At 62.4% G+C, this 21,174-nt stretch carries 19 protein-coding genes and 2 tRNA genes; 10 read left to right on the top strand and 11 right to left on the bottom strand.

Annotated elements, in window-relative coordinates:
- Positions 1–11: 11 nt before the first annotated feature.
- From hutI to AC1DWZ_RS04030, 6 genes are all read left to right on the top strand, one after another.
- Complete coding sequence (gene hutI / locus AC1DWZ_RS04055; protein WP_477167578.1) at positions 12–1,235, top strand: imidazolonepropionase; 1,224 nt, start codon at positions 12–14, stop codon at positions 1,233–1,235.
- Entirely contained in the window at positions 1,214–1,834 is a 621-nt protein-coding gene (locus tag AC1DWZ_RS04050) for a HutD/Ves family protein (RefSeq protein ID WP_477167577.1), read from the top strand. Before hutI ends, AC1DWZ_RS04050 begins: the two co-directional genes overlap by 22 nt.
- Positions 1,831–2,622 carry an N-formylglutamate deformylase gene (gene hutG, locus AC1DWZ_RS04045; RefSeq protein ID WP_477167576.1) on the top strand — a complete coding sequence of 264 codons (792 nt, stop codon included), beginning with the start codon at positions 1,831–1,833 and terminating at the stop codon, positions 2,620–2,622. The genes AC1DWZ_RS04050 and hutG overlap by 4 nt, the downstream gene beginning before the upstream one ends.
- Positions 2,623–2,924: 302 nt before the next feature.
- Positions 2,925–3,356, top strand: coding sequence for a hypothetical protein (locus tag AC1DWZ_RS04040; protein ID WP_477167575.1), 432 nt, complete (start codon positions 2,925–2,927; stop codon positions 3,354–3,356).
- 64 nt (positions 3,357–3,420) lie between these two features.
- On the top strand, positions 3,421–4,794 hold the full coding sequence (locus AC1DWZ_RS04035) for a PepSY-associated TM helix domain-containing protein (protein WP_477167574.1): 1,374 nt from the start codon (positions 3,421–3,423) through the stop codon (positions 4,792–4,794).
- A 175-nt stretch (positions 4,795–4,969) separates the two neighbouring features.
- Complete coding sequence (locus AC1DWZ_RS04030) at positions 4,970–5,419, top strand: PAS domain-containing protein (protein ID WP_477167573.1); 450 nt, start codon at positions 4,970–4,972, stop codon at positions 5,417–5,419.
- Between the two features lie 76 nt (positions 5,420–5,495).
- On the opposite strand, the gene AC1DWZ_RS04025 is transcribed toward AC1DWZ_RS04030, so the two are convergent.
- On the bottom strand, positions 5,496–6,857 hold the full coding sequence (locus tag AC1DWZ_RS04025) for a formimidoylglutamate deiminase (RefSeq protein ID WP_477167572.1): 1,362 nt from the start codon (positions 6,855–6,857) through the stop codon (positions 5,496–5,498).
- 93 nt (positions 6,858–6,950) lie between these two features.
- On the opposite strand from AC1DWZ_RS04025, the gene hutC reads away from it, so the two are divergent.
- Positions 6,951–7,676 carry a histidine utilization repressor gene (hutC, locus tag AC1DWZ_RS04020; protein ID WP_477167571.1) on the top strand — a complete coding sequence of 242 codons (726 nt, stop codon included), beginning with the start codon at positions 6,951–6,953 and terminating at the stop codon, positions 7,674–7,676.
- A gap of 1 nt (position 7,677) precedes the next feature.
- Here the strand turns inward: hutC and AC1DWZ_RS04015 are convergent, their stop codons facing one another.
- Positions 7,678–8,448 (bottom strand): hypothetical protein, encoded by a 771-nt coding sequence (locus tag AC1DWZ_RS04015; RefSeq protein WP_477167570.1) that lies wholly within the window; start codon positions 8,446–8,448, stop codon positions 7,678–7,680.
- A 341-nt stretch (positions 8,449–8,789) separates the two neighbouring features.
- Here AC1DWZ_RS04015 and AC1DWZ_RS04010 point away from each other — a divergent pair.
- Together AC1DWZ_RS04010 and AC1DWZ_RS04005 are read left to right on the top strand one after the other, a co-directional pair.
- Positions 8,790–8,864, top strand: a tRNA-Thr gene (locus AC1DWZ_RS04010).
- Positions 8,865–8,974: 110 nt separating this feature from the next.
- On the top strand, positions 8,975–10,243 hold the full coding sequence (locus AC1DWZ_RS04005; protein WP_477167569.1) for a sugar-transfer associated ATP-grasp domain-containing protein: 1,269 nt from the start codon (positions 8,975–8,977) through the stop codon (positions 10,241–10,243).
- A 25-nt stretch (positions 10,244–10,268) separates the two neighbouring features.
- Here the strand turns inward: AC1DWZ_RS04005 and AC1DWZ_RS04000 are convergent, their stop codons facing one another.
- The 7 genes from AC1DWZ_RS04000 to AC1DWZ_RS03970 all read right to left on the bottom strand — a co-directional run bounded on the left by AC1DWZ_RS04000 (position 10,269) and on the right by AC1DWZ_RS03970 (position 16,367).
- The gene (locus tag AC1DWZ_RS04000) at positions 10,269–11,009 is read right to left on the bottom strand and encodes a substrate-binding periplasmic protein (protein WP_477167568.1); all 741 of its coding nucleotides are present in this window, start codon (positions 11,007–11,009) and stop codon (positions 10,269–10,271) included.
- Between the two features lie 160 nt (positions 11,010–11,169).
- A complete protein-coding gene (locus tag AC1DWZ_RS03995) occupies positions 11,170–11,310 on the bottom strand; it encodes a DUF1127 domain-containing protein (RefSeq protein WP_477167567.1) in 141 nt (46 codons plus the stop codon).
- A 337-nt stretch (positions 11,311–11,647) separates the two neighbouring features.
- The gene (locus AC1DWZ_RS03990; protein WP_477167566.1) at positions 11,648–12,223 is read right to left on the bottom strand and encodes a biotin transporter BioY; all 576 of its coding nucleotides are present in this window, start codon (positions 12,221–12,223) and stop codon (positions 11,648–11,650) included.
- 148 nt (positions 12,224–12,371) lie between these two features.
- A tRNA-Lys gene (locus tag AC1DWZ_RS03985) sits at positions 12,372–12,446 on the bottom strand.
- 125 nt (positions 12,447–12,571) lie between these two features.
- Entirely contained in the window at positions 12,572–13,081 is a 510-nt protein-coding gene (gene coaD, locus AC1DWZ_RS03980) for a pantetheine-phosphate adenylyltransferase (protein ID WP_477167565.1), read from the bottom strand.
- On the bottom strand, positions 13,074–15,911 hold the full coding sequence (gyrA, locus tag AC1DWZ_RS03975; protein ID WP_477167564.1) for a DNA gyrase subunit A: 2,838 nt from the start codon (positions 15,909–15,911) through the stop codon (positions 13,074–13,076). The genes coaD and gyrA overlap by 8 nt, the downstream gene beginning before the upstream one ends.
- Before the next feature lie 249 nt (positions 15,912–16,160).
- Positions 16,161–16,367 (bottom strand): hypothetical protein, encoded by a 207-nt coding sequence (locus AC1DWZ_RS03970; RefSeq protein ID WP_477167563.1) that lies wholly within the window; start codon positions 16,365–16,367, stop codon positions 16,161–16,163.
- Between the two features lie 145 nt (positions 16,368–16,512).
- On the opposite strand from AC1DWZ_RS03970, the gene AC1DWZ_RS03965 reads away from it, so the two are divergent.
- Positions 16,513–17,448: a LysR substrate-binding domain-containing protein gene (locus AC1DWZ_RS03965; protein WP_477167562.1), complete on the top strand. Its 936-nt coding sequence runs from the start codon at positions 16,513–16,515 to the stop codon at positions 17,446–17,448.
- Here the strand turns inward: AC1DWZ_RS03965 and AC1DWZ_RS03960 are convergent.
- Positions 17,445–18,521: a hypothetical protein gene (locus AC1DWZ_RS03960; protein WP_477167561.1), complete on the bottom strand. Its 1,077-nt coding sequence runs from the start codon at positions 18,519–18,521 to the stop codon at positions 17,445–17,447. The genes AC1DWZ_RS03965 and AC1DWZ_RS03960 overlap by 4 nt on opposite strands.
- Before the next feature lie 195 nt (positions 18,522–18,716).
- Positions 18,717–21,044, bottom strand: a complete 2,328-nt coding sequence (locus tag AC1DWZ_RS03955) for a Tex family protein (RefSeq protein ID WP_477167560.1) — start codon at positions 21,042–21,044, stop codon at positions 18,717–18,719.
- Positions 21,045–21,174 lie beyond the last annotated feature (130 nt).

Here is a 21,174-nt window from a genome sequence, read left to right as displayed (position 1 = left end):
AACGGCACCATATGACCTGGGACGTTCTGCTGACGGATTGCCGTGCCGCCACCATGGCGGTGACCGGCCAGCCCTATGGCGCCATCGACGATGCGGTGGTGGCGCTGTCCGGCGGCAAGATCGCCTGGATCGGCCGGCGTGCTGATCTGCCGGCGGGCGATGCCAAAGAGACCGTCAAGCTCGGCGGCCGCTGGGTGACGCCTGGCCTCATCGATTGCCATACCCATCTGGTCTATGGCGGCGACCGTGCGGCGGAATTCGAGCTGCGCCTCAAAGGTGCCACCTATGAGGAAATCGCCAAGGCCGGCGGCGGTATCGCCTCGACCGTGAAGGCAACGCGCGCGGCCAGCCTCGACGATCTCGTCGCCTCCGCCGGCAAGCGCCTCTCTGAGCTGACCACGGAAGGTGTGACGACCATCGAGGTCAAATCCGGCTATGGTCTCGATCTCGAAAACGAACGCAAGCAATTGGCGGCAGCGCGCAAACTGGGTGACACAAATCCGGTGACCGTCCGCACCACCTGCCTTGCCGCCCATGCCCTGCCACCGGAATTCGCCGGCAACAGCGACGGCTATATCGACCGCGTCTGCAACGAGATCCTGCCGGCGATCGCCAAAGACTCTCTCGCCGATGCGGTCGATGCCTTCTGCGAAAAGATCGCCTTTTCGACCGCCCAGACGCGCCGTGTCTTTGAAACAGCGCGGCGGCTTGGCTTGCCGGTGAAGCTGCATGCCGAACAGCTTTCCGACCAGGGCGGCACGCAACTGGCGACCGAATTCAATGCCTTCTCCTGCGACCATCTGGAATATGTGAGCGAGGCTGGCATCGAGGCGATGGCCAAGGCCGGCACGATCGCCGTCCTGCTGCCTGGCGCCTTCTATGCCTTGCGCGAAACCAAACTCCCGCCCATCGACGGCTTCCGCAAAGCCGGCGTGCCGATTGCCATTTCCACCGACCATAATCCCGGTACGTCACCCACCTTGTCGCTGCTGCTGATGCTGAGCATGGCCACGACCTTCTTCCGCATGACGCCGGAAGAAGTCTTGCTCGGCGCCACGCGCCATGCCGCCAAGGCGCTGGGCCTGCAGGACAGCCATGGCATGCTGAAGCCGGGCATGGCAGCCGACCTTGCCGTCTGGTCGGTCGAACGGCCGGCGGAACTCAGCTACTGGTTCGGCGGCAATCCCTGCGCCGGCATCTTGAAATCCGGCACATGGGTCAAGCGATGCGCCTGAAACTGTTCGGTCCCGCGGATTATCGCCGCATGCCGTGGAAAAACGGCGGCGGCTCGACTCTCGAACTGCTGCAGGATCCAGCGCCCGACGGTGGTTTCAACTGGCGCCTCAGCATTGCCGACGTCGCAACGCCTGGCCCCTTCTCGACCTTTGATGGCGTCGACCGCCAGATCATGCTGGTGAGTGGTCACGGCATGGTGCTGAGCTTCGATCAGGAAGCGCCGCCGGTCGTCATCTCCAAGCCTCTGCGGCCACAGGCCTTCAAAGGCGAGTGGAAGACGGATTGCCGCCTGATCGATGGTGCCATCCAGGATTTCAACGTGATGGTAAGCCGCGATTGGGGCCATGCCGCCGTCAACGGCTTTGATCTCGTCAAGGATCAACGCCTGACGCTGGCGGTGGCGCCCATGACCCTCCTCCATCTGCTGACCGGTTCCGCCGAGTGCAATGGGCACAAACTGCAGGACGGCCATACAATCCGCCTCGACAGCGAGACGACGGAAACCGTGGCACTCACCGTGACCAGCCCCAAGGCACGGCTGATCGTCGTTTCCCTGAAGGCGCATGGACCGCAAGCGCATGGACCAGAAGCCGCATGATCATCCAGGCCTACGACTTCATCCCCGGCCCCTCGCCGCTTCTCATCAGCATGCCCCATGTTGGCATCGAGCTGATGCCGGAAGTGGCAGCCGGCCTTGCGGATCCGGCCAAGGGCTTGTGCGACACGGATTGGCATCTGCCGATCCTTTATGATTTTGCCCGCGAGATGGGGGCCAGCCTGCTGATCGCGCGCTGGTCGCGCTTCAACATCGACCTCAACCGCCCTTCCGACGACAAGCCGCTTTATGCGACTGCGACCACCGGCCTTTATCCGGACGTGCTGTTCGATGGCCAGCCACTCTTCCGACAAGGCAAGGCTCCCGACGCCACCGTTCGCGCGCAGGCCCTCGACGAGATCTGGCATCCCTATCACAACCGTATCGGTGCGGAACTCGCCCGCATCCGCGCCGAGCACGGCCATGCCGTCCTCTTCGATGCCCATTCGATCAAGGGGTTTGTGCCGCGCCTGTTCGAGGGCGAGTTGCCGGACTTCAACATCGGTACCAATGCCGGCGCCAGCTGCGCACCGGAACTGACGGCCCAACTTGCGCAAGCCTGCGACGCCCCCGGTTACACCCACGTGGTCAACGGCCGCTTCAAGGGCGGTCACATCACGCGCTTCTACGGTCGCCCGCAGGAAGGCATCCACGCCATCCAGCTGGAACTCGCCCAACGCACCTATATGCGCGAAGAGCCACCCTTCGACTATCAGCCCGGCCTCGCCGTCCGCGTACAACCGGTCCTCGCCCGCTTCGTCAAGACAATGGTGAATTGGCGACCGGCTTGATTTTCGGCCACCCATATTTCCCAATTTCATACCATCATATTCATGCCGTCATCCTCGGGCTTGACCCGAGGATGACGAATTGAAAAACGGCTTATCCATAACGCTCTCCGGCCGAGCGCGCGGAAACACCCCCTCACCCTGACCCTCTCCCGCAAGGGGAGAGGGAATGAGACCCGCTGGCAAATCTAGCCTGGCCTAGAGATCTTGGTGAAAATGCGTGGCACAAGCCCCTCTCCCCTCGCGGGAGAGGGGTTGGGGTGAGGGGGCTTGCAGCGCTCGATGTGGCCGCGTAAAAACCCACCATGCGCGCATCCAACTTCCTATCAGCTCTGCGCCGCCGGTCGCTTTGGCCGGTGCTGGCGCTGGCTTATGCGCTGCTTGCCCAGTCGATCCTGGGCAATGCGGCGGCCAACAGCCATGCCTTCGCCATGGCGCAGCACGAGGCCCTGGGGCTTGGCATGCTGTGCCTGGAAGATGGGCGCATTGTCGTTGCCGATCCCGGCAAGACCGCGCCACAGGACCAGGCACCGGAGGGCGATTGCCTTGCGTGCAAGATCGCCTGCGCAGCCGCTGTCGGCATGCCGGTCCTGCCGCAGCCCGACGCCGTGGCTGCGTTCATCATCTATCCGACGCAATCCATCGTATTTTCTCCACGGCCCGACACGATTCTCGCGCGGCCGGCCCGCTTCCAATCCGACCTCGCCACCCGTGCACCCCCAGCTGTCCTGATCTGAGCCATCTCGCATCTCGGTCAATCGCGCATGCTTTGCTGCGCGCTCTCAGCTATGGGAATTTGTCATGTCCAATACCAATGCTGCGGCACCATCGCCGCTCTATCGCGCCGTCTGGCGCTGGCATTTTTATGCCGGCCTGCTGGTTATTCCGTTTCTGCTCAATCTTGCCATCACCGGTGGGCTCTACCTCTTCAAGGATGAACTGAACGACCTCATCTATGGCCACTACCTGAACATCGCGCCCCAGAACACGCCTCCATTGGCGCCGTCGGCCATCGTTGCCAAGGCGTTGGCGGCCGTCCCCGGTACGATGAAAAGCTACTTACCGCCGGATACCGCGCATGCCGCGGCAATTGTCGGCATCAAAAGCGCAACGGATGGCAGCGTGCGGGTCTACGTCAATCCCTATACCGGCGATGTCCTCGGCCATTTCGCAGATGGTGGTGCCGCCAAGTCGCCGATCATGCAGCTCATCCGAAAGATCCACAGTCTCGACTATTTCGGTTGGGTCGCGAACCGGCTTGTCGAGCTGGCCGCCGGCTGGTCCATCGTCCTGGTGGTGAGCGGCATCTATCTCTGGTGGCCGCGCAACAAGGGTGTGGGCGTGTTTAAGATCCGCGCTGGTTCCACCAAGCGCCCGTTCTGGCGCGACCTCCATGCCGTGACGGGGATCTATACCGGCGCCTTCATCCTGTTCCTGGCTTTGACCGGCCTGCCCTGGTCGGGCTTCTGGGGTGCCAAGCTGAACCTCTATGCCGATGCAGCCGGCCTTGGCTATCCGCCCCAGTTCTGGAACGAAGTGCCGCCGTCGACGGTGCCGATGAAAGATGCCATGACACAGACGTCGTGGAGTCTTGAAAACGTGCCGATGCCAGAATCATCTCCAACATCATCTCCAACATCGACGCCAGGCGTGGGTGCCAATATCGGGCTCGACAAGGCCGTAGCCTTGTTCGACGGTTTGGGTATCCGCAAAGGCTACGCCGTGGACCTGCCCGCCGGTACGACGGGCGTCTATTCAGCCTCGGTCTTTCCGGATCAGGTCGGTTTCGAACGTGTCATTCACCTCGACCAATATACGGGCAAGGTCCTGTTCGATGGCGGCTTCAAGGAATTGGGGCCGGTCGGCAAGACCGTCGAATGGGGTGTCAGTGTCCATATGGGCCAGGAATACGGTCGCCCCAACCAGCTCCTGATGGCGGCTGCGTGCCTTGCGATCGTGGCCATGTGCCTCTCCGCCATCGTCATGTGGTGGAAGCGCCGTCCGCAAGGATCGCTGGGGGCGCCGCGCTATCCCAGCGACTATCGCGTCGCCCGGGGCGCCGTCGCCATCCTGGCGGTCCTGGGTATCGCGTTTCCCTTGGTCGGCCTGTCGATCATCGTCGCTTTGGCGATCGACTTCATGATGCCAAAGGCTTTGGGAATTAAAGGCGCTTGATACGTCTTGGCGGGACCGGCAGTTGCGCTCGCGATTGCCGGTCCCGCTGCAACGGGGCTGGTTTCCCGCAGCACGGGGAACAATCGCCAACGGTGTTCGTTAACTGCGGAGGATGCCCTTCATATTTGCTCAAGGATTCGCTCCGTATCGTGTAGATTGAGGAGTGACTGAAAATATGAACCCTGTCTTGCGTCGCATTGCCGACTATATGGCGGACCGCAAGGATCGATCGGCCATCGACCCGGTTGAGATCGGCCGCGATCTCCTGCCCCATCTTTATATATTGGAAATCGACCGAAACGGTGCTGCTGGGCCTGTGCGGCTGCATATCCGTTTGTCAGGCACAGCACTTGACCATGCATTTGGCCGCAGCGTGCGCGGCCATTATCTGGAAGATTTCCTCCACGGCGCCCACAGCGCGGAGGTTCTCAAAGGATTCCACGATTGCGCTCAGGATCTGGCGCCGCGCTGGATGCGCCAAGTCGTCGAAATTGCCAATCGGCCACCCCGTTATGTCGAAGGCGTCGCCTTCTACGTCACGCCGGAGCTGATTTATGGTGGTTTGATCCTCGGCGAAGTCTCGGGTCAGAGCAGCGCCGCCAGTTTTGAAAGCCGCAGGCTCTAGGCCGCGGGCTCGCACCGCCAGCAACGACGGTATGGCCGTTCCCCAGATGCACGCGTCACGCTGAAGCTGCCATCGCCTAGATCGCGGCCTTGACCGCCGCTGCGAAAGCCCTGCCCGCCTCGATCTCGTCGGCATGACGGCCATCCTGGATGACCCATTCGCCGCCGACCATGACGTCCTTCACTATGCGGTTGAAGCCGGCGAACAGCCAGCGGCCCAGGATATCATCGCCGCTGACATGAGCCAGCAGCGGATGCTGGCCGTCGAGCACCACGAGATCGGCCCTGTTGCCAACCGCAATGGCGCCCATCTTCTGACCCAGCGCCTGAGCGCCGCCTTGCAGCGATGCACGGTAGAGATGCCCTGCGACATGCTTGTTGGGGCCATAGAGCCGATTGCGGCGCTCATGCTTCAGGCGTTGGCCATATTCCAGCCAGCGCAATTCTTCAACCACGCTCAAGGACACATGGCTGTCCGACCCGATACCAAGCCGCCCGCCTTCGGCCAGGAAATCGACCGCCGGAAACAGACCGTCACCAAGATTGGCTTCTGTCGTCGGGCACAGACCAGCTACTGCGCGGCTCTTCGCCATTGCCGTTACTTCATCGGCCTCCGCATGGGTCGCGTGGATGAGGCACCAGCGATCGTCGACCGCGACCTTGTCATAGAGCCATTGGATCGGCCGCCGCCCGCTCCAGGCGACGCAATCGTCGACCTCTTTCTGCTGCTCGGCGATATGGACATGGACTGGTCGGCCATCGCGGCTGCTGTCCATGACCGCCTGGATTTCGTCCAACGTCACCGCGCGCAGCGAATGAAAGCAGAAGCCCAATCGCCTGCCGGGCGCAGCGCAATCCTTGGCCAGGATGTCCTGCAGCTTCAGATACTGATCGATCGAATTGATGAAGCGGCGCTGACCATCGCTGGGCGCCTTGCCACCGAAGCCGCCATGCGCATAGAGCACCGGCAGCAGGGTGATGCCGATCCCGACACTGTCGGCGGCACTCAGGACCCGGCGCGACATTTCGGCCAAGTCCGCATAGGGTTTGCCGTCCAACCCATGATGCAGATAGTGGAACTCGGCGACTGCCGTGTACCCACCTTTCAGCATGTCGATATAGAGGTAGCGGGCAATGTCTTCGACCTGTTCCGGCGTCAGGCGCCCGACCAGCCGATACATCAGGTCCCGCCAGGTCCAGAAACTGTCTTCCGGGTTGAGCGCTACTTCCGCCAGCCCCGCCATCGCCCGCTGGAATGCATGGGAATGGAGATTGGGCATGCCTGCCAGAACCGGCCCCTGGGCCCGGTCAATGCCTGCCACCGGGGCGACACCCGGTTTGACCGCCGTTACCGTTCCGGCGGCGTCGAATTCAATGAGGACCTGCTCGGCCCAGCCTTCGGGCAGCATGGCAAGGGGGGCAAAAACCGCTTTCGGCATTGGGGCTTCCCGACTGGCTGTCTATACATGTATATATATCTTGGATTTTGGCGCGCATGTCGAGTCCAGGAACCGTTTAATATCAAGGGCCCGATGAACCAGGAAATCGTTCCGCATTACCAGCGCGTGAAGCGCATGATCGCCGACCGGATCAAGGCTGGAAGCTGGAATCCGGGCGACCGTATTTCGTCGGAAGCCGAGCTGGTGAAGGCACTTGGCGTCAGCCGCATGACCATCAACCGGGCCTTGCGCGAGCTCACTCTGGAAGGCGTTCTGACCCGGGTCCAGGGTGTCGGCACCTTCGTCGCCATGGCCAAGCCCCAGGCGGCCTTGTTCGAGGTGCGCAACATCGCTGAGGAGATTGCCGAGCGCGGCCATCAGCACCGCGCCGAGGTGCTCGGCCTCAAAGCCGTCGAGGCGCCGGACGAGATCGCCGCTGCCTTCGGCCTCAAGCCCGGCCACCCGGTCTTCCATTCCATCATCCTGCACCGGGAGAACGAGCTGCCGGTCCAGCTGGAAGACCGCTATGTCGACCCGCGCTATGCTGCCGACTATCTGATCCAGAACTTCGAGAAGCGGACGCCCTTCGTCTATCTCACTGAAATTGCGCCAATTTCGGAGGCCGAGCATACGATCGAGGCCGTGCTGGCCACCGCCTGGGAGCGCAAACTGCTGAAGATCGACGCAGGCGAGCCCTGCCTGCAGCTGATCCGCCGCACCTGGTCGGCGAGCCGGCCGATCAGCCATGTCCGGCTGATCTATCCGGGCAGCCGCTATCGCCTGTCGGGCCGCATCTCGCCGCCCAAACGAGACAGTTAAGTTAGGCCCTGATCACCAAGAGGGTCTGGCGGATCCCGTCGATCTCCCCCTCCACCAGCGCTTCGAAGCTGATCTGAGCGGTCGGCGCGTGTTGACGCGCGATCTTCTCAAGGAGTGCCCGCGGGCTGGCCCAGGCGAGGCCGGAGAGCTGACGACGCTCCGCCGTTTCCGGAAAATGCACAAGGGCGATGCTGCCGGGCGACATCAGCGACACGATATTGCCGATATACCCATCGAGGCGCGCTTCCGGCACCTTCGAACAGACATGCCAGGAGCCGATCAGGCGCGGCTTGTCAGCACGCACCTTGGCCAGCGTTTCGGGGTTGATGACACCGAGCCTGGGGGCTTTCTGCTGCACCCAGGCTGGATCCATCGCTTTAAGGCCGAGCTTGTAGAATTCGTCAGTGATATCGACGCCCCAGAACTTGCCCGGCTCAAGATAGTCGATAACACTGCGCCCGAGACGCAGAGAGCCACAGCCATAATCTACTGCAACATCATTCGGTTGCAGGCCGAACTTCTGCAAAAACGCGAGCAATTCGCCATGCTCGCGCACAGGCCGCGACGTCGATCCGATGGCCGGATGGCCGCTGCCCGCGTTGATCTTCTTCATCACCGCGTGGACGTAATAATCCTCATATGGCGCAAAGGGATGCGCGAGGCGCCATTTGAGATAGCGCTTGAAATTGCGCCATGATCGCTTGGCGGTGAACTCGTGTGCCACGTCGGAAACCCCGTATTTCTCTATCGCAGCCCAAATCGGCTGCTTCATCAGGGCCGGGAACCTAACGAGATTCCCCAACGGCGCCAATGCTGGAATGCCGTCAGGCGATATCGCACCAACCTGTCATTTAGCTGACAGCCGGGTTCGGGAGGGGGCGCGGGGCGGCCAGGGCGGGCCGGGGGCAGGACTGTGACCCCCATCACAGACGCCCTGCCCCGATCCACCCTATGTCTGATGCATGAAGCGGGGCTCACCCAACCGTCCCCATCTCCGCTTCAGATCGCGGGCGCCCGATGCCATCCCCATCGGGCGCCCGCACTCGTTTTGCCGCCCGAAACACTTGCTCTCGACCGCCTGCCGAGGTTAAAGAAGCCGGTCTTTGCGGCCGTGCCGGCGTAGCACAGTGGTAGTGCAGCGGTTTTGTAAACCGAAGGTCGGGGGTTCAAGTCCCTCCGCCGGCACCATTTTCGCCCCTCAACTGGCTGCAGATCGCCGCTGCTCAAGGCCCTCGCCGATTATACGAATCTGATAGCGTAGCCAGCAAAGCTGCCTTGCGGATTGGAATGGTGGGGTCATGAAGTACAAGGGCGTCAAAATTACCGTCCAGAAATATCCGCCGCCTCTGCCGCTTGCCTGGGCGTTCCTGTCCATCGGCCAGGGCCGCGCGGCGCAACTGCACCGGGCGCATTTCAAGGCCATTTGGCGCAGCTGCACCTTCCTTGGCGCCTGCCAGATGGCCGGACTGCTTCTCCTCTGGCCGATTCTCATGGCGCCAAAGATCATCGCGGCGACGCAGCGCAATGGGGAGATGGTCCGCAAACGCACCGGCAAGAGCAAGCTGCGCCAAGCATGTGAGCAGCTCTGGTTGACCGCCAGGTACGGTTTCCGGCCTCATTATTATTATATTTTCGAACTCTTCCTGCCCGAAAACCGGCGCAACGCCGGGGACTATGTCCATCGCTATGTCGTGAAGGACAGTCTCTATCGGATGCTGAAGCAATCCATCGTCTCGCCGCTCACCGACAAGCTGGGCTTTGCGGCGTACTGCAAGGAGCGCGGCCTGTCCGTGGCCGGCATCGTCGCGTCTCTGGTGGATGGCAAGATTGAAGGCGGCACCTTTGCCGGATTGCCGGCGAAGGATCTGTTCATCAAGCGCACACGTGGCCGCGGCGGCGCGCGTGCCGAGCTATGGCACTATGAAGATGGCGTCTATCGTCAGCAATCCGCGGCGAATGCGCCGGGCAACGGCCTGGACGGCGATGCCCTGATGGCGCGTCTCCTCGACCTTTCGCACCGCGAGCCATTTCTTGTTCAGGAGCGGCAGGTCAACCATCCCGACATTAGCGACCTTTCACCCAGCGCCCTTGCAACGGTCCGCTTGCTGACCTTTGTCGATGAAAATGGCGGCATCGAGCCGGTCCGAGCACTGTTCCGCATGGGCCGATCCGCCGACAGCATCGTGGACAATTTTCACGCCGGCGGTGTCGCGGCGCCCGTCGATCTCGGCAGCGGAGCCCTGGGGCCGGCCACCGATTTCGGCCTGTCGCCCAGTATCGGCTGGATCGACCGGCATCCGGCCACCGGCGCACAGATCACCGGCCGGCGCCTGCCGCAATGGGATGCCGTGCTGGCTCTGGCCAAGGACGCCCACCGTCATTTTCGGGACCGGGCGATTGTCGGCTGGGACATCGCCATCACCGCCGATGGCCTGTCGATCGTTGAAGGGAATGGCGCGCCCGATGTGGACAATATCCAGCGCCCCCACAAGACCCCGCTGGGGCAGTCACGGTTTGCCGAGCTGATGATGTGGCACGTGAACAGATTTGAGCAGATGGCTAAATGAAAGCGGTGCCGCCAATTTTCGAAGGCTATTGCTGCCAATCCGATAAACCGTAGTGGCCGAGGATTTCTGCCAATTGTCCGGATTTGCGCAGATCGCCAACCTCGTCGCGCAAGGCACCGACCAGGGCCTGGGCATCGGCGCGTTTGGGTGAAATGGCCAGATAGAGCGGCAGTGAGCCCAGGCAGCCGGCGTTGACCAGTTCATCCGCATGACCGAGCTTCGCCGCCTCCATCAACAGCACCGCGCGGCTGTCCAGAACCGCATCCACACGGCCGACAAACAGCAGCCGGAGATTGCGCGAGGAAGCTGTGTCCCCGGCCGTCGTCATGACGCGTCCATTGGGGGCATCATTGGCGGCGATGTAGGCGTCGATCTCACCCTCGTCATGCGTGTAGCCGGAGACGGCACCCAGCAGGACATGCGGCAGCGAGGCAACGCCCGTATAGCGCCATGGATTGCCCGCCGTCACAAAAAAGCAATCGGCATCGACCCCCAATATGTCGGACAGGATCAAGCCATCGGATTCAAGCGTGGTGGCACCGACGGCCACATCGACGCTGCCCGCCCGCACTTCGGACATCGTGCGATCCCAGGGCATCAGCTGATAGTCGACCGTCAACCCCAGCCGCGCCAATGCGCGCTGCGCGATTTCGATCATGTAGCCGGGATACTGTTCCGTGGGATCGCAATTGTAGGGACACCAGTAATCAGCGCGGAACCGAACGGGATCAGCGGTGGCGATCCGTGGCAGCACGACCAACAGCATGCACAAGACCATGCCGAGCCGCATTTGGCGTGATGGAGAACAGCGCATCGCCAATCTCGCCTTCGATGCCGCGCCGGGCCCATCTGAGCCCAGCCAATGCCTGAGCACAGTGTACCCGAAAACCGCTAACACAAGACTAATTGCGGGAATTGGTGGGATGTCAGTTTCGCCAGAAGGGTTTGGCAACCTCAAGCTCGGCATCAGCGCGGGAAAGCCCGATATCTGCCAGCATGCGATCGTCGAGACGACCCAAATCCGCGCGCCTTGCGCGGCGCTCGCGCCAGATGGCAAGCCGGATCATTAAAAGTGTTGCCCCGGCCAGAATCCGGGCCAGGAATCGTGCCGCGACATTCCGGGAACGGGATCTGGTTCTGACCCGGCTGCGGGTCATGAAAAAGGAAGAACTCGCCATCATTATCCTCATGCTCTCACGCGCTGGCGTTCGCATGTGGGGCGGCTGTTGGAGCCGCCTGCTATGCCAGCTTGATCATCTGAAGATAGAAGCCGGTTTATCCGCCGACGATGAACCGGATCACAGGCGCATTCACAGGGGCGATTGAAAAAAGCCGGGGCCGCTTTTCAGGGCGGCCCCGGCCATACAGATCGGATTCTGGATCGGACTTCAGATCGATTGGGACCTACCCCCGGCGGGCAAAGCGCCACAGCACCGGCAGGGTCGCGCATGCGAGCGCAACCTTGATGCCCTCGCCCGGCAGGAACGGCAGGAGGCCGGCGCTCACCGCCTTTTCGGGGCCGAACAGGATGGCGAGCCAGCCGGCACCCAGGGTGAGGATGACAGCCTCACCCACCAGGAAGGCCATCAGCGTGGTGAGGACCGAGCGGCCATGGCCGCGATCGGCAAACCAGCCGACGATAGCGGCAGCAAACAGGAAGCCGGTGAGATAGCCCGCGGTCGGCCCGGCCATATAGGCAAGGCCGGCACCGGTCGCAAAGACCGGCAGGCCCAGCGCCCCTTCGATGAGGTACGCAAGGATCGTCGCACTGGCCAGGCGCGCGCCAAAGGCGGCACCGATCATCAGCACGACGAAGGTCTGCATGGTCATCGGCACGGGCCAAAAGGGCACCTTGAGATGGGCGGAGATGGCGAGGAGAACGGTGCCGGCCAGAACCAGAGCGGCCTTGCGCGCGTTGCTGCCGGCAAAGCCGGACCAGAGCGTTTCGACCAATGTCGGGTTCATCGGTGTCACGTTCATCTCAGGAACTCCTTGATAGGAAAGCTTGGGGAATGGAAAAGCCGGCGGCCCTGGCAATGCACGCATGCAGCGGTGGGCGAGTGGCTCGTCACAGCGGGGGCACGTCAAAGCGGGCGGCACGACAAAGCGGAGAACATCAAAATAGAAGTGGTGAGCCGGGCGGGGTTCGAACCCGCGACCCTCTGATTAAAAGTCAGATGCTCTACCGCTGAGCTACCGGCCCTCACCATATCTGCGGCGGCGATGAAATCCCATTATCCGGGGTAAAAAGCAAGCTTCCATCGCGGCGCGGCAAATGGCTGGCCGCCGTGGCAAATCTTGAAAATAACTTACTTTAAAATCAGTTAGTTATCGGCCTGACTGAAATATCCGCTTGAGATGCTCATTGACCCGCGGCGAGACGAATTCATCGATTCGACCGCCCAGACGTCCAATCTCCTTGATAAAGCGGGAGGAGATAAATTGCTGCCGCTCCGACGCCATGAGGAACACCGTCTCGACATCGGGGTCGAGGCGCGCATTCATCCCGGCCATCTGGAACTCATATTCGAAGTCAGAGACGGCCCGCAGGCCACGAATGATGAAATGGGCACCCATCTGCTCGACGAAATGCATGAGCAGATTGTCAAAGGCGCGGACCTCGATCTTGGCCTGGTCGAGCCCGTTCTTGGCGTCGGCCACTTCCGCCCGCATCAGGTCCATCCGCTCCTCGATCGAAAGCAGCGGGCCTTTGCCGGCATTGGTCGAGACGGCGATGATCAGCCGGTCCGCAAGCAGGCTGGCACGGCGGATAATGTCCACATGTCCATTGGTCACGGGGTCGAAGGTGCCGGGATAGACCCCGATCCGGTTAGCCATTCTCATTCTCCCCATCGCCCGTTTCGGGCTCCGCTACTTGGGCGCCTTGGTCGACGCCGTTGGCTTCTGTGGATTCCGCGTCAGTGGCACCTTCCGCGTCATCGCCCTCATCCTCGATATCGGGCATGTGAGCGACGGCAACGACCTGCTCGTCACCGGCGACCTTGAACACCGTGACACCCTGGGTCTGGCGGCGGGCAACACGGATGTCATGGACCGGGCAGCGGATCATCTGGCCGCCATCGGTCACCAGCATGATCTGGTCGCGCTCGCTCACCGGGAAGGATGCCGCCACGGTGCCATTGCGGGGCGAGGTTTCGATATTGGCGATCCCCTGCCCGCCGCGGCCCGTCACCCGGTATTCATAGGCCGAGGTGCGCTTGCCGAAGCCCTTGGCCGTAATGGTCAGGATGAGCTCGTCCTTGCTCTCCAGCTCGGCCAGCCGTTCCGGCGTCAGGGTGACGGCGTCCGTTGCCGGCGCCTCGGCTGCGATCGCATCTGCTGCGACCTCGGCTGCCGTGTCGGGAGCCCCCTCCTCGGCCTCGGCACCCTCGCGGCGCTTCTGGGCGGCGTAGCGCAGATAGGCGTCACGTTCCTCGGTCTCGACCTCGATATGATTGAGGACGGACATGGAGACGACATTGTCGCTGGCTTCCAGCTTGATGCCACGCACGCCGACGGAATCGCGGCCGGCAAAGACGCGAACGTCGGTCACCGGGAAGCGGATCGCCTTGCCGCTGCGGGCGGCCAACAGGATGTCGTAATCGTCGGTGCAGACGGCGACGCCGATCAGCTTGTCGCCCTCTTCCAGCTTCATCGCAATCTTGCCATTGGCCTTCACGTCGACGAAATCGCTGAGCTCGTTCCGCCGCACATAGCCGCTGGCGGTGGCGAACATGACATGGCTGTTGCGCCAGCTTGCCTCGTCCTCGGGCAGCGGCATGAGGGTCGAGATAGTTTCGCCCTCGCCCAGCGGCAGCATGTTGACCAGCGCCTTGCCGCGCGCCTGCGGGTTGCCCAAAGGCAGGCGGTAGACCTTGGTCTTGTAGACCATGCCCTTGGTGGAGAAGAACAGGACCGGGGTGTGCGTGTCGGCCACGAACACCTGGCTGACGAAATCCTCGTCCCGCGTCGACATGCCGGAGCGGCCTTTGCCGCCGCGACGCTGCGCCCGATAGGCCGAGAGCGGCACGCGCTTTATATAGCCGCCATGAGTGACGGTGACGACCATGTCCTCGCGCTGGATCAAGTCTTCGATGTCGTGCTCGAATTCGGATTCTTCGATCGTCGTCTTGCGGGGCGAGCCGAACTGTTCCTTGATCAGCAGCAGATCGTCGCGCAGGATCTTGAGGCGCTTGGGGCGGCTTTCCAGCGTTTCCAGATGGTCGACGATCTCCTTCGCCAGCTCGTTGAGTTCATCGGCGATCTTGTCGCGCTCAAGCCCCGTGAGGCGCTGCAGGCGCAGATCGAGGATGGCCTTGGCCTGGGCTTCGCTGAGGACGTAGGTATCGCCCTCACCCATCGGATGCTCGGGATCGTCGATGAGGCGGATGAGCGCCCCCACGTCGGCGGCCGGCCAGGCGCGCGACATCAGGCGCTCCTTGGCGACGGTCGGATCGGGTGCCGTGCGGATCGCCTGGATGACTTCATCGATATTGGCAACGGCGATGGCGAGACCGACCAAGACATGGGCGCGTTCGCGCGCCTTGCGAAGTTCGAAAATCGTGCGGCGCGTGATCACTTCTTCGCGGAAGGCCACGAAGGCCACCAGGATGCCCTTCAGCGACAGCATCTCCGGCTTGCCGCCATTGAGCGCCAGCATGTTGACACCGAAGGAGGATTGCAGCGGCGTGAAGCGGAACAGCTGGTTGAGGACGACCTCGGCCATAGCGTCGCGCTTCAGCTCAACGACAACGCGAACGCCATCGCGGTCGCTCTCGTCGCGGAGATCCGAGATGCCCTCGATGATCTTTTCGCGGACGCATTCCGCCATGCGCTCGATCATGCGCGCCTTGTTCACCTGATAGGGAATCTCGGTGATGACGATGGCGTCGCGATCCTTGCGGATTTCCTCGATATGGGTGCGGCCGCGCATGACCACCGAGCCACGCCCCAGATGATAGGCCTCGCGGATGCCGTTGCGCCCCAGGATGGTGCCGCCGGTCGGAAAGTCGGGACCCGGCACATGGGCCATCAATTCGTCGATGGTGATGTCGTTATTGTCGATATAGGCGCAGGTGGCGTCGATGACTTCCGAGAGATTGTGTGTCGGAATGTTGGTCGCCATGCCCACCGCGATGCCGCCGGCGCCATTGACCAGCAGGTTGGGATAGCGGGCCGGCAGAACCACCGGTTCCTTTTCGCGGCCGTCGTAATTGTCCTGGAAGTCGACGGTTTCCTTGTCGATATCCTCCAGCAGCGCCTCACCGGCCTTGGAGAGGCGGGATTCCGTGTATCGCATGGCGGCGGGCATATCGCCGTCCATGGAGCCGAAATTGCCCTGGCCATCGACCAGCAGCACGCGGAGTGAGAAGTCCTGCGCCATGCGGACCATGGCGAAATAGATCGATTGGTCACCGTGGGGATGGTACTTGGCCATCACCTCGCCGACCGCGCGGGCGGACTTCTTGAAGCCGGCGGAGGAGGAGAAGCCCCCCTCGGACATGCCATAGAGGATGCGCCGATGCACCGGCTTCAGGCCGTCGCGCACGTCAGGCAGCGCGCGGCTGACGATCACGCTCATCGCGTAGTCGAGATAGGAGCGTTTCATCTCCTCTTCGATGTTGATCGTCGAGATATCGAATCCGGGTGTCGTCGGCGTCTCAGTCACTTTGAATTATGCCTTATAGGTCAATACTTTATCTTGAGTCGCGGGATCCCCCGAAACCGCGTCGCGAAGATAGCAGATCGGCCCCCCGGTCACAACAAATGCCGGGCGCGGAATGTTGTAAAAAATCCAATAAAAACAAAGGCCCGCCGCGATCTTGCGAAAGCGGCAGGCCGGAGTCAGGGATGTTAGGGAGATTCAGGGTCGGATCGGGGGCGATCCGGCCCGTTCGGGAGGTCCTTTCGGCAGCCGTCAGGCGGCCTTGGGGCCCCCAAAATCACGGCCGAACTTGTTCGTGTCGTAGGCGTAAAATTCAGCCGGAGCGCGCATCAGGAAGTTCGCCGGGGTGCGCAACAAGCCCATGTCCTGCAGCAGATGGTCGTCGCAATCCGACAGGACCACTTCCAAGCTCGGCGCGATCGCCTTGGCACGGCTGCGGAGGAACAAACGGGTCAACATGGTAGGTCTCCAATTGTTTAGCTGCTCTCTGTCGCAAGGACCGGCCATCCGGTTCATGCCGCTCTGCAGCATCGATCTCATTTCCCTAAAATAGGGCGTTTATGGCCGCTTGACACGCGATATGTATTAACGATTATGTTTAGCTATGCTAAATCCTCCCCTCCCCAGCTTCACCCGCAGGATGGTCGCCCTGCCCGGCCTGCGCGCCTTCGAGGCCGTGGCGCGCCTGGGCAGCGTCCGTCAGGCCGCAGCAGAGCTCAACGTGACGCCGGGCGCCGTCAGCCAGCAGGTGAAGGCCCTGGAGGCTGAGATCGGCCGGGCGCTGGTGCAGCGCCAGGGGACCGGCATCGTGCTCACCCGCATGGGCCAGGAGGTGAAGGACGACCTCACCGCCGCCTTCCGCCTGCTGGGGCGCGTTTCCGATCGCATGCGGCAGGGGCTGAAAGGCCTCTCGCTTCGCCTGCGGATCGAGGATCCGGCCCTTGCCGCCAACTGGCTGCTCACCCGCCTGCAGCGCTATCGCGCGCGGCCGGACAGTGTCGACGTGGTGCTGGAAACAGCGACCCATTGGGCACAGCTGGAACCGGACGCATTCGATTTCGATATCCGCTTCGGCCTAGGCGACTGGCCGGACGTGACGGCGCACCGGCTCTTCGCCGATGAAGTGTTTCCGGTCTGCAGCCCCCGCATCCTGGAGAAGCATCCCCTCCACGAGCCGCGTGATTTGCAGCACCACACGCTTCTGCATCTCGATTGGACCGGGCAAGCGGTCATCTGGCCGGATTGGCCGGCCTGGCTGCGCGCGGCAGGCGTGCCGGATGTCGACACGTCGCGCGGCATTCATTTCACCGATTTCGCGCTGTGCCTGCAGGCTGCAGCTGCGGGACAGGGTGTGGCACTCGGCACCACCGGCGCGGTCGCCGATCTGCTGACGGACGGGCGGCTGGTCTCACCGTTCGAGAAGAGCATTGTCACACCGTTTGCCTACTACCTGGTGCACAGCCCGGATGTGTTGAAACGCCCGGAGGCACAGGGATTGCTCGACTGGATTTTGGAGGAAGCGCGGGCGACGGAGATTTAGAGCTGTGCCATCAGTTTTGCCGCAAGCGGTGCCGCACTTTCAGGCTGCAATTTCGGCCAATCTTCATTCAGCAACGCTTTCAGGGCGGCCGCCGTCTTCTCAGTGAAGATCACCGTGCCGTCCTTCTCAATGGCGGTAATGCCGTCAAAGGCAAGCGCTGCCGCGTTGATGCTGAGCGCATGTTCCAGGGTCCATTCCGGCGGCAAATCGATGATGGCGCCCTTGCGGCTGATGGTAACCGGATAGCCACCCACAAGGCCATTCGGCGATGGCGCGTGCAGTGAATAGGGCTCTTCGCTGAGAAGTGCCGCCAGCACGTCAAGACTGGCCGACGCGGTGATGCGGTTGACGTCGAGGTCATGAACGACCGGCATCTTCACGCTGCGCAGCTTGTCCTTCACGGCCAGCGAAATATCGTGGCCATGCCACAACACCTGCAGCAGGAACGGTGGCAGTTCCTTGACCGCCTCGTCCCGGTAGAACAACGACGAAAGCGCGTGCGCGCCCACCAGCTTGATGGTGAGTTCGGAGATCGGCGCGTTGGTATGCTGGGCGGCGAGGAAGCGGATCTTTGGCAGGCATTCGCTGATGTTGCCGATGCCGATCGTGGGACCAGCACCGGTCATGTGCAGGATGGCGTTGACCACGTCGGGATAGGTGCCGGTGACCCAGGGGCAGTGCAATTCCGACTTCTCCCAGGCCGCGCGCAGACTGAGCATGGGTGCCAGATGGCAGGCGAGCCAGCCGGCGAAGGGCAATGATTTCAGCTTCGCGTTGCCGCTGGCAGCGACCTTCCACCAGGGCAGCAAGGTGGGTGCGGCAAACATCAAATCCGGCTGGATCTTGCGCAAGATGTCGGCAGCATTGGGTGCGTTGAAGTCGAACGCAACGACGTCGATGCGCGGATACTCACCTTCGAGCGCAGCGCCGATCCGCGCCGCATTCGCCTTGGCGCGGGCATGCGCCACATCGCGGGTCGCCAGGATGATATGCGGGAATCGGCCGTCTCGGGCCGCAGCTTCCAGCACAGCCCCGGTCAGTTTCCCCAGCGATATCAGCAGCAGCTTGCTCAACCGACCTCCGACTCCGCCAGAAAGGGCGGCCGGTCGGAGCGTAACGAGTCAATGTTACGTTGGCGAGAGGAAGGCCCCTCACCCCAACCCCTCTCCCCAGAGGGGCGAGGGGCTTTGTGGCAAACTCGCTCGAAACTCCCTCGCCCCGCCCGCCGACGAAGGTCGGCATTCGCCTCCGGGTGGGGAGATAGAGTCTTACTTCTTATTGATCCCAGCTTTTGCAAGCGCCGCTGCCATGGCGCCGCCGAACGGGGAGTCTGGTTTGGCGGCCGGCTTGTTGTCCTGCATGAACTTGCGTTCACCCCGGGCCATCGGGCGGTCCTTGGGTGCTTCGGTCTGCTGGCGGGCGGCGGGTGTGTCGCCGGAGCGCATGGTGAGCGAGATGCGCTTCCGTTTGATATCCACTTCCAGCACGCGGACGCGCACCACATCGCCGGGCTTTACCACCTCGCGCGGGTCCTTGACGAAGCGGTCGGCGAGGGCCGAGACGTGGATCAGTCCGTCCTGATGGACGCCGATATCGACGAAGGCGCCGAAGGCCGCGACATTGGTCACGACACCTTCCAACTGCATGCCGGGTTGCAGATCCTTCATCTCCTCGACGCCTTCCTTGAAGGTCGCCGTCTTGAATTCCGGCCGGGGATCACGGCCCGGCTTTTCCAGTTCCTTGATGATGTCGGTGACAGTGGGAACACCGAAGGTCTCATCGGTGAACTCCTCCGGCTTCAGCTTGCGCAGCAAGGTGCTGTCGCCGATGACGGCGCTCATCTCACGGCCCGTCACCGCCATGATGCGGCGTACGACCGGATAGGCTTCAGGATGCACCGACGACCGGTCAAGCGGGTCCTCGCCGTCGCGAATGCGCAGGAAGCCGGCAGCCTGTTCGAACGCTTTCGGCCCCAGGCGCGGCACGCTCAGCAGCTGCTTCCTTGAGGCGAACGGTCCGTTGGCATCACGGAAGGCGACGATGTTCTGAGCGAGGCTTTCCCCCAAGCCGGAGACACGCGCCAGCAACTTGGCCGAAGCGGTGTTGATCTCGACGCCAACGGCGTTCACGCAATCCTCGACCACAGCATCCAGTGCCTTGGAGAGCCGGAATTCCGCAATGTCATGCTGGTACTGGCCAACGCCGATCGATTTCGGATCGATCTTCACCAGTTCGGCCAGCGGATCCTGCAGGCGGCGGGCGATCGACACCGCGCCGCGGATGGTCACATCGAGTTCCGGCAGTTCCTTGGAGGCATATTCCGAGGCGGAATAAACCGAGGCGCCGGCTTCCGACACCATCACCTTGGTGAGCTTCAGTTCCGGATGCCGCTTCATCAGATCGTCGGCAAGCTTGTCGGTTTCACGGCTGGCTGTTCCGTTGCCGATGGCAACCAGTTCGAGCTTGTGGCGCAGACAGAGGGCCGCGAGGATGGCGATCGATTCATCCCATTTGCGCATCGGTTCGTGCGGATAGATGGTGGCGAATTCCAGCACCTTGCCGGTGGCAGCGATGACCGCGACCTTGCAACCCGTGCGGAGCCCCGGATCGAGGCCGAGTGTCGCACGGCCGCCGGCCGGCGCCGACATCAGCACGTCCTTGAGGTTGGAGGCGAAGACCCGCACGGCCTCGTCTTCCGCCGCCTGGCGCAGCCGGCCCATGAGGTCGAGTTCCAGGCTGAGCTTCAGCTTCACGCGCCAGCACCAATGCACGACGTCGACCAGCCAAGAATCCGCCGCGCGGCCTTGGTCGGCGATGCCGGCACTTGCAGCGATGGCACGCTCCGCCTCGTTCAGGGCCTTGCGATCTTCCGGTTCATCGATGGCGAGATTGAGTGCGAGGATTTCTTCCTTCTGCCCGCGGAACATCGCGAGCGCCCGGTGCGACGGCACCTTGTTGATCGGCTCCGCGGCATCGAAGTAATCGGAGAACTTGGCGCCCGACTCCTGCTTGCCTTCCATGACCTTGGAGACGAGACGCGCCTTGTCCCACATGAAATCACGCAGGCGACCGAGGAGGTCGGCGCTTTCGGCAAACCGCTCGGCGAGAATATCGCGCGCACCTTCAAGGGCCGCCTTCACATCGGCCACGCCCTTTTCGGCATTTACATAAGCGGCAGCCTCTTCCTGAGGATTGCGTTTGGGCTCGGCCAGCAGCAGGTCGGCCAATGGCTCCAAGCCGGCTTCGCGGGCAATGTGCGCCTTGGTGCGGCGCTTCACCTTGTATGGCAGATAAAGATCTTCCAACCGCGCCTTGGTGTCGGCCACCGCGATCTCACGCGACAGCTCGTCTGTCATCTTGCCCTGTTCGTCGATGCTCTTGAAGATCGCAGCCCGCCGATCTTCAAGTTCGCGCAAATAGGAAAGCCGCTCTTCCAGCTTGCGCAGCTGGATATCGTCGAGGCCGCCGGTGATTTCCTTGCGGTAACGGGCGATGAAGGGAACGGTGGCGCCACCATCGAGCAGTTCAACCGCGGCCCGGACCTGCACATCGCGTGCGTTCAGTTCCTCGGCGATTCTTGCCTCGATGGATTTCATGCGGTCTCTCCCGAATCGGTCTTGGGTGGCCCCGGAGTCTAGGCGGGGGCGAAAGGCGGGCCTTGTAGCGGAGGCATGAGTAGGGTTCAATGGCTTGACTTGACGATAAGCCTTGCTCTAGCCCGCCAGC

The sequence above is a fragment of the Dongia sp. P2_B8 genome, from assembly GCF_056404715.1.
Note: the sequence above shows the minus strand (reverse complement) of the source record. Positions and strands in the feature narration are given on the sequence as shown.

Coding starts and splice junctions, on each gene's coding strand:
- hutI (WP_477167578.1), top strand. CDS start 12: ATGACCTGGGACGTTCTGCTGACGGATTGCCGTGCCGCCACCATGGCG.
- AC1DWZ_RS04050 (WP_477167577.1), top strand. CDS start 1,214: ATGGGTCAAGCGATGCGCCTGAAACTGTTCGGTCCCGCGGATTATCGC.
- hutG (WP_477167576.1), top strand. CDS start 1,831: ATGATCATCCAGGCCTACGACTTCATCCCCGGCCCCTCGCCGCTTCTC.
- AC1DWZ_RS04040 (WP_477167575.1), top strand. CDS start 2,925: ATGCGCGCATCCAACTTCCTATCAGCTCTGCGCCGCCGGTCGCTTTGG.
- AC1DWZ_RS04035 (WP_477167574.1), top strand. CDS start 3,421: ATGTCCAATACCAATGCTGCGGCACCATCGCCGCTCTATCGCGCCGTC.
- AC1DWZ_RS04030 (WP_477167573.1), top strand. CDS start 4,970: ATGAACCCTGTCTTGCGTCGCATTGCCGACTATATGGCGGACCGCAAG.
- AC1DWZ_RS04025 (WP_477167572.1), bottom strand. CDS start 6,857: ATGCCGAAAGCGGTTTTTGCCCCCCTTGCCATGCTGCCCGAAGGCTGG.
- hutC (WP_477167571.1), top strand. CDS start 6,951: ATGAACCAGGAAATCGTTCCGCATTACCAGCGCGTGAAGCGCATGATC.
- AC1DWZ_RS04015 (WP_477167570.1), bottom strand. CDS start 8,448: ATGAAGCAGCCGATTTGGGCTGCGATAGAGAAATACGGGGTTTCCGAC.
- AC1DWZ_RS04005 (WP_477167569.1), top strand. CDS start 8,975: ATGAAGTACAAGGGCGTCAAAATTACCGTCCAGAAATATCCGCCGCCT.
- AC1DWZ_RS04000 (WP_477167568.1), bottom strand. CDS start 11,009: ATGCTGTTGGTCGTGCTGCCACGGATCGCCACCGCTGATCCCGTTCGG.
- AC1DWZ_RS03995 (WP_477167567.1), bottom strand. CDS start 11,310: ATGATCCGGCTTGCCATCTGGCGCGAGCGCCGCGCAAGGCGCGCGGAT.
- AC1DWZ_RS03990 (WP_477167566.1), bottom strand. CDS start 12,223: ATGAACGTGACACCGATGAACCCGACATTGGTCGAAACGCTCTGGTCC.
- coaD (WP_477167565.1), bottom strand. CDS start 13,081: ATGGCTAACCGGATCGGGGTCTATCCCGGCACCTTCGACCCCGTGACC.
- AC1DWZ_RS03970 (WP_477167563.1), bottom strand. CDS start 16,367: ATGTTGACCCGTTTGTTCCTCCGCAGCCGTGCCAAGGCGATCGCGCCG.
- AC1DWZ_RS03965 (WP_477167562.1), top strand. CDS start 16,513: ATGCTAAATCCTCCCCTCCCCAGCTTCACCCGCAGGATGGTCGCCCTG.
- AC1DWZ_RS03955 (WP_477167560.1), bottom strand. CDS start 21,044: ATGAAATCCATCGAGGCAAGAATCGCCGAGGAACTGAACGCACGCGAT.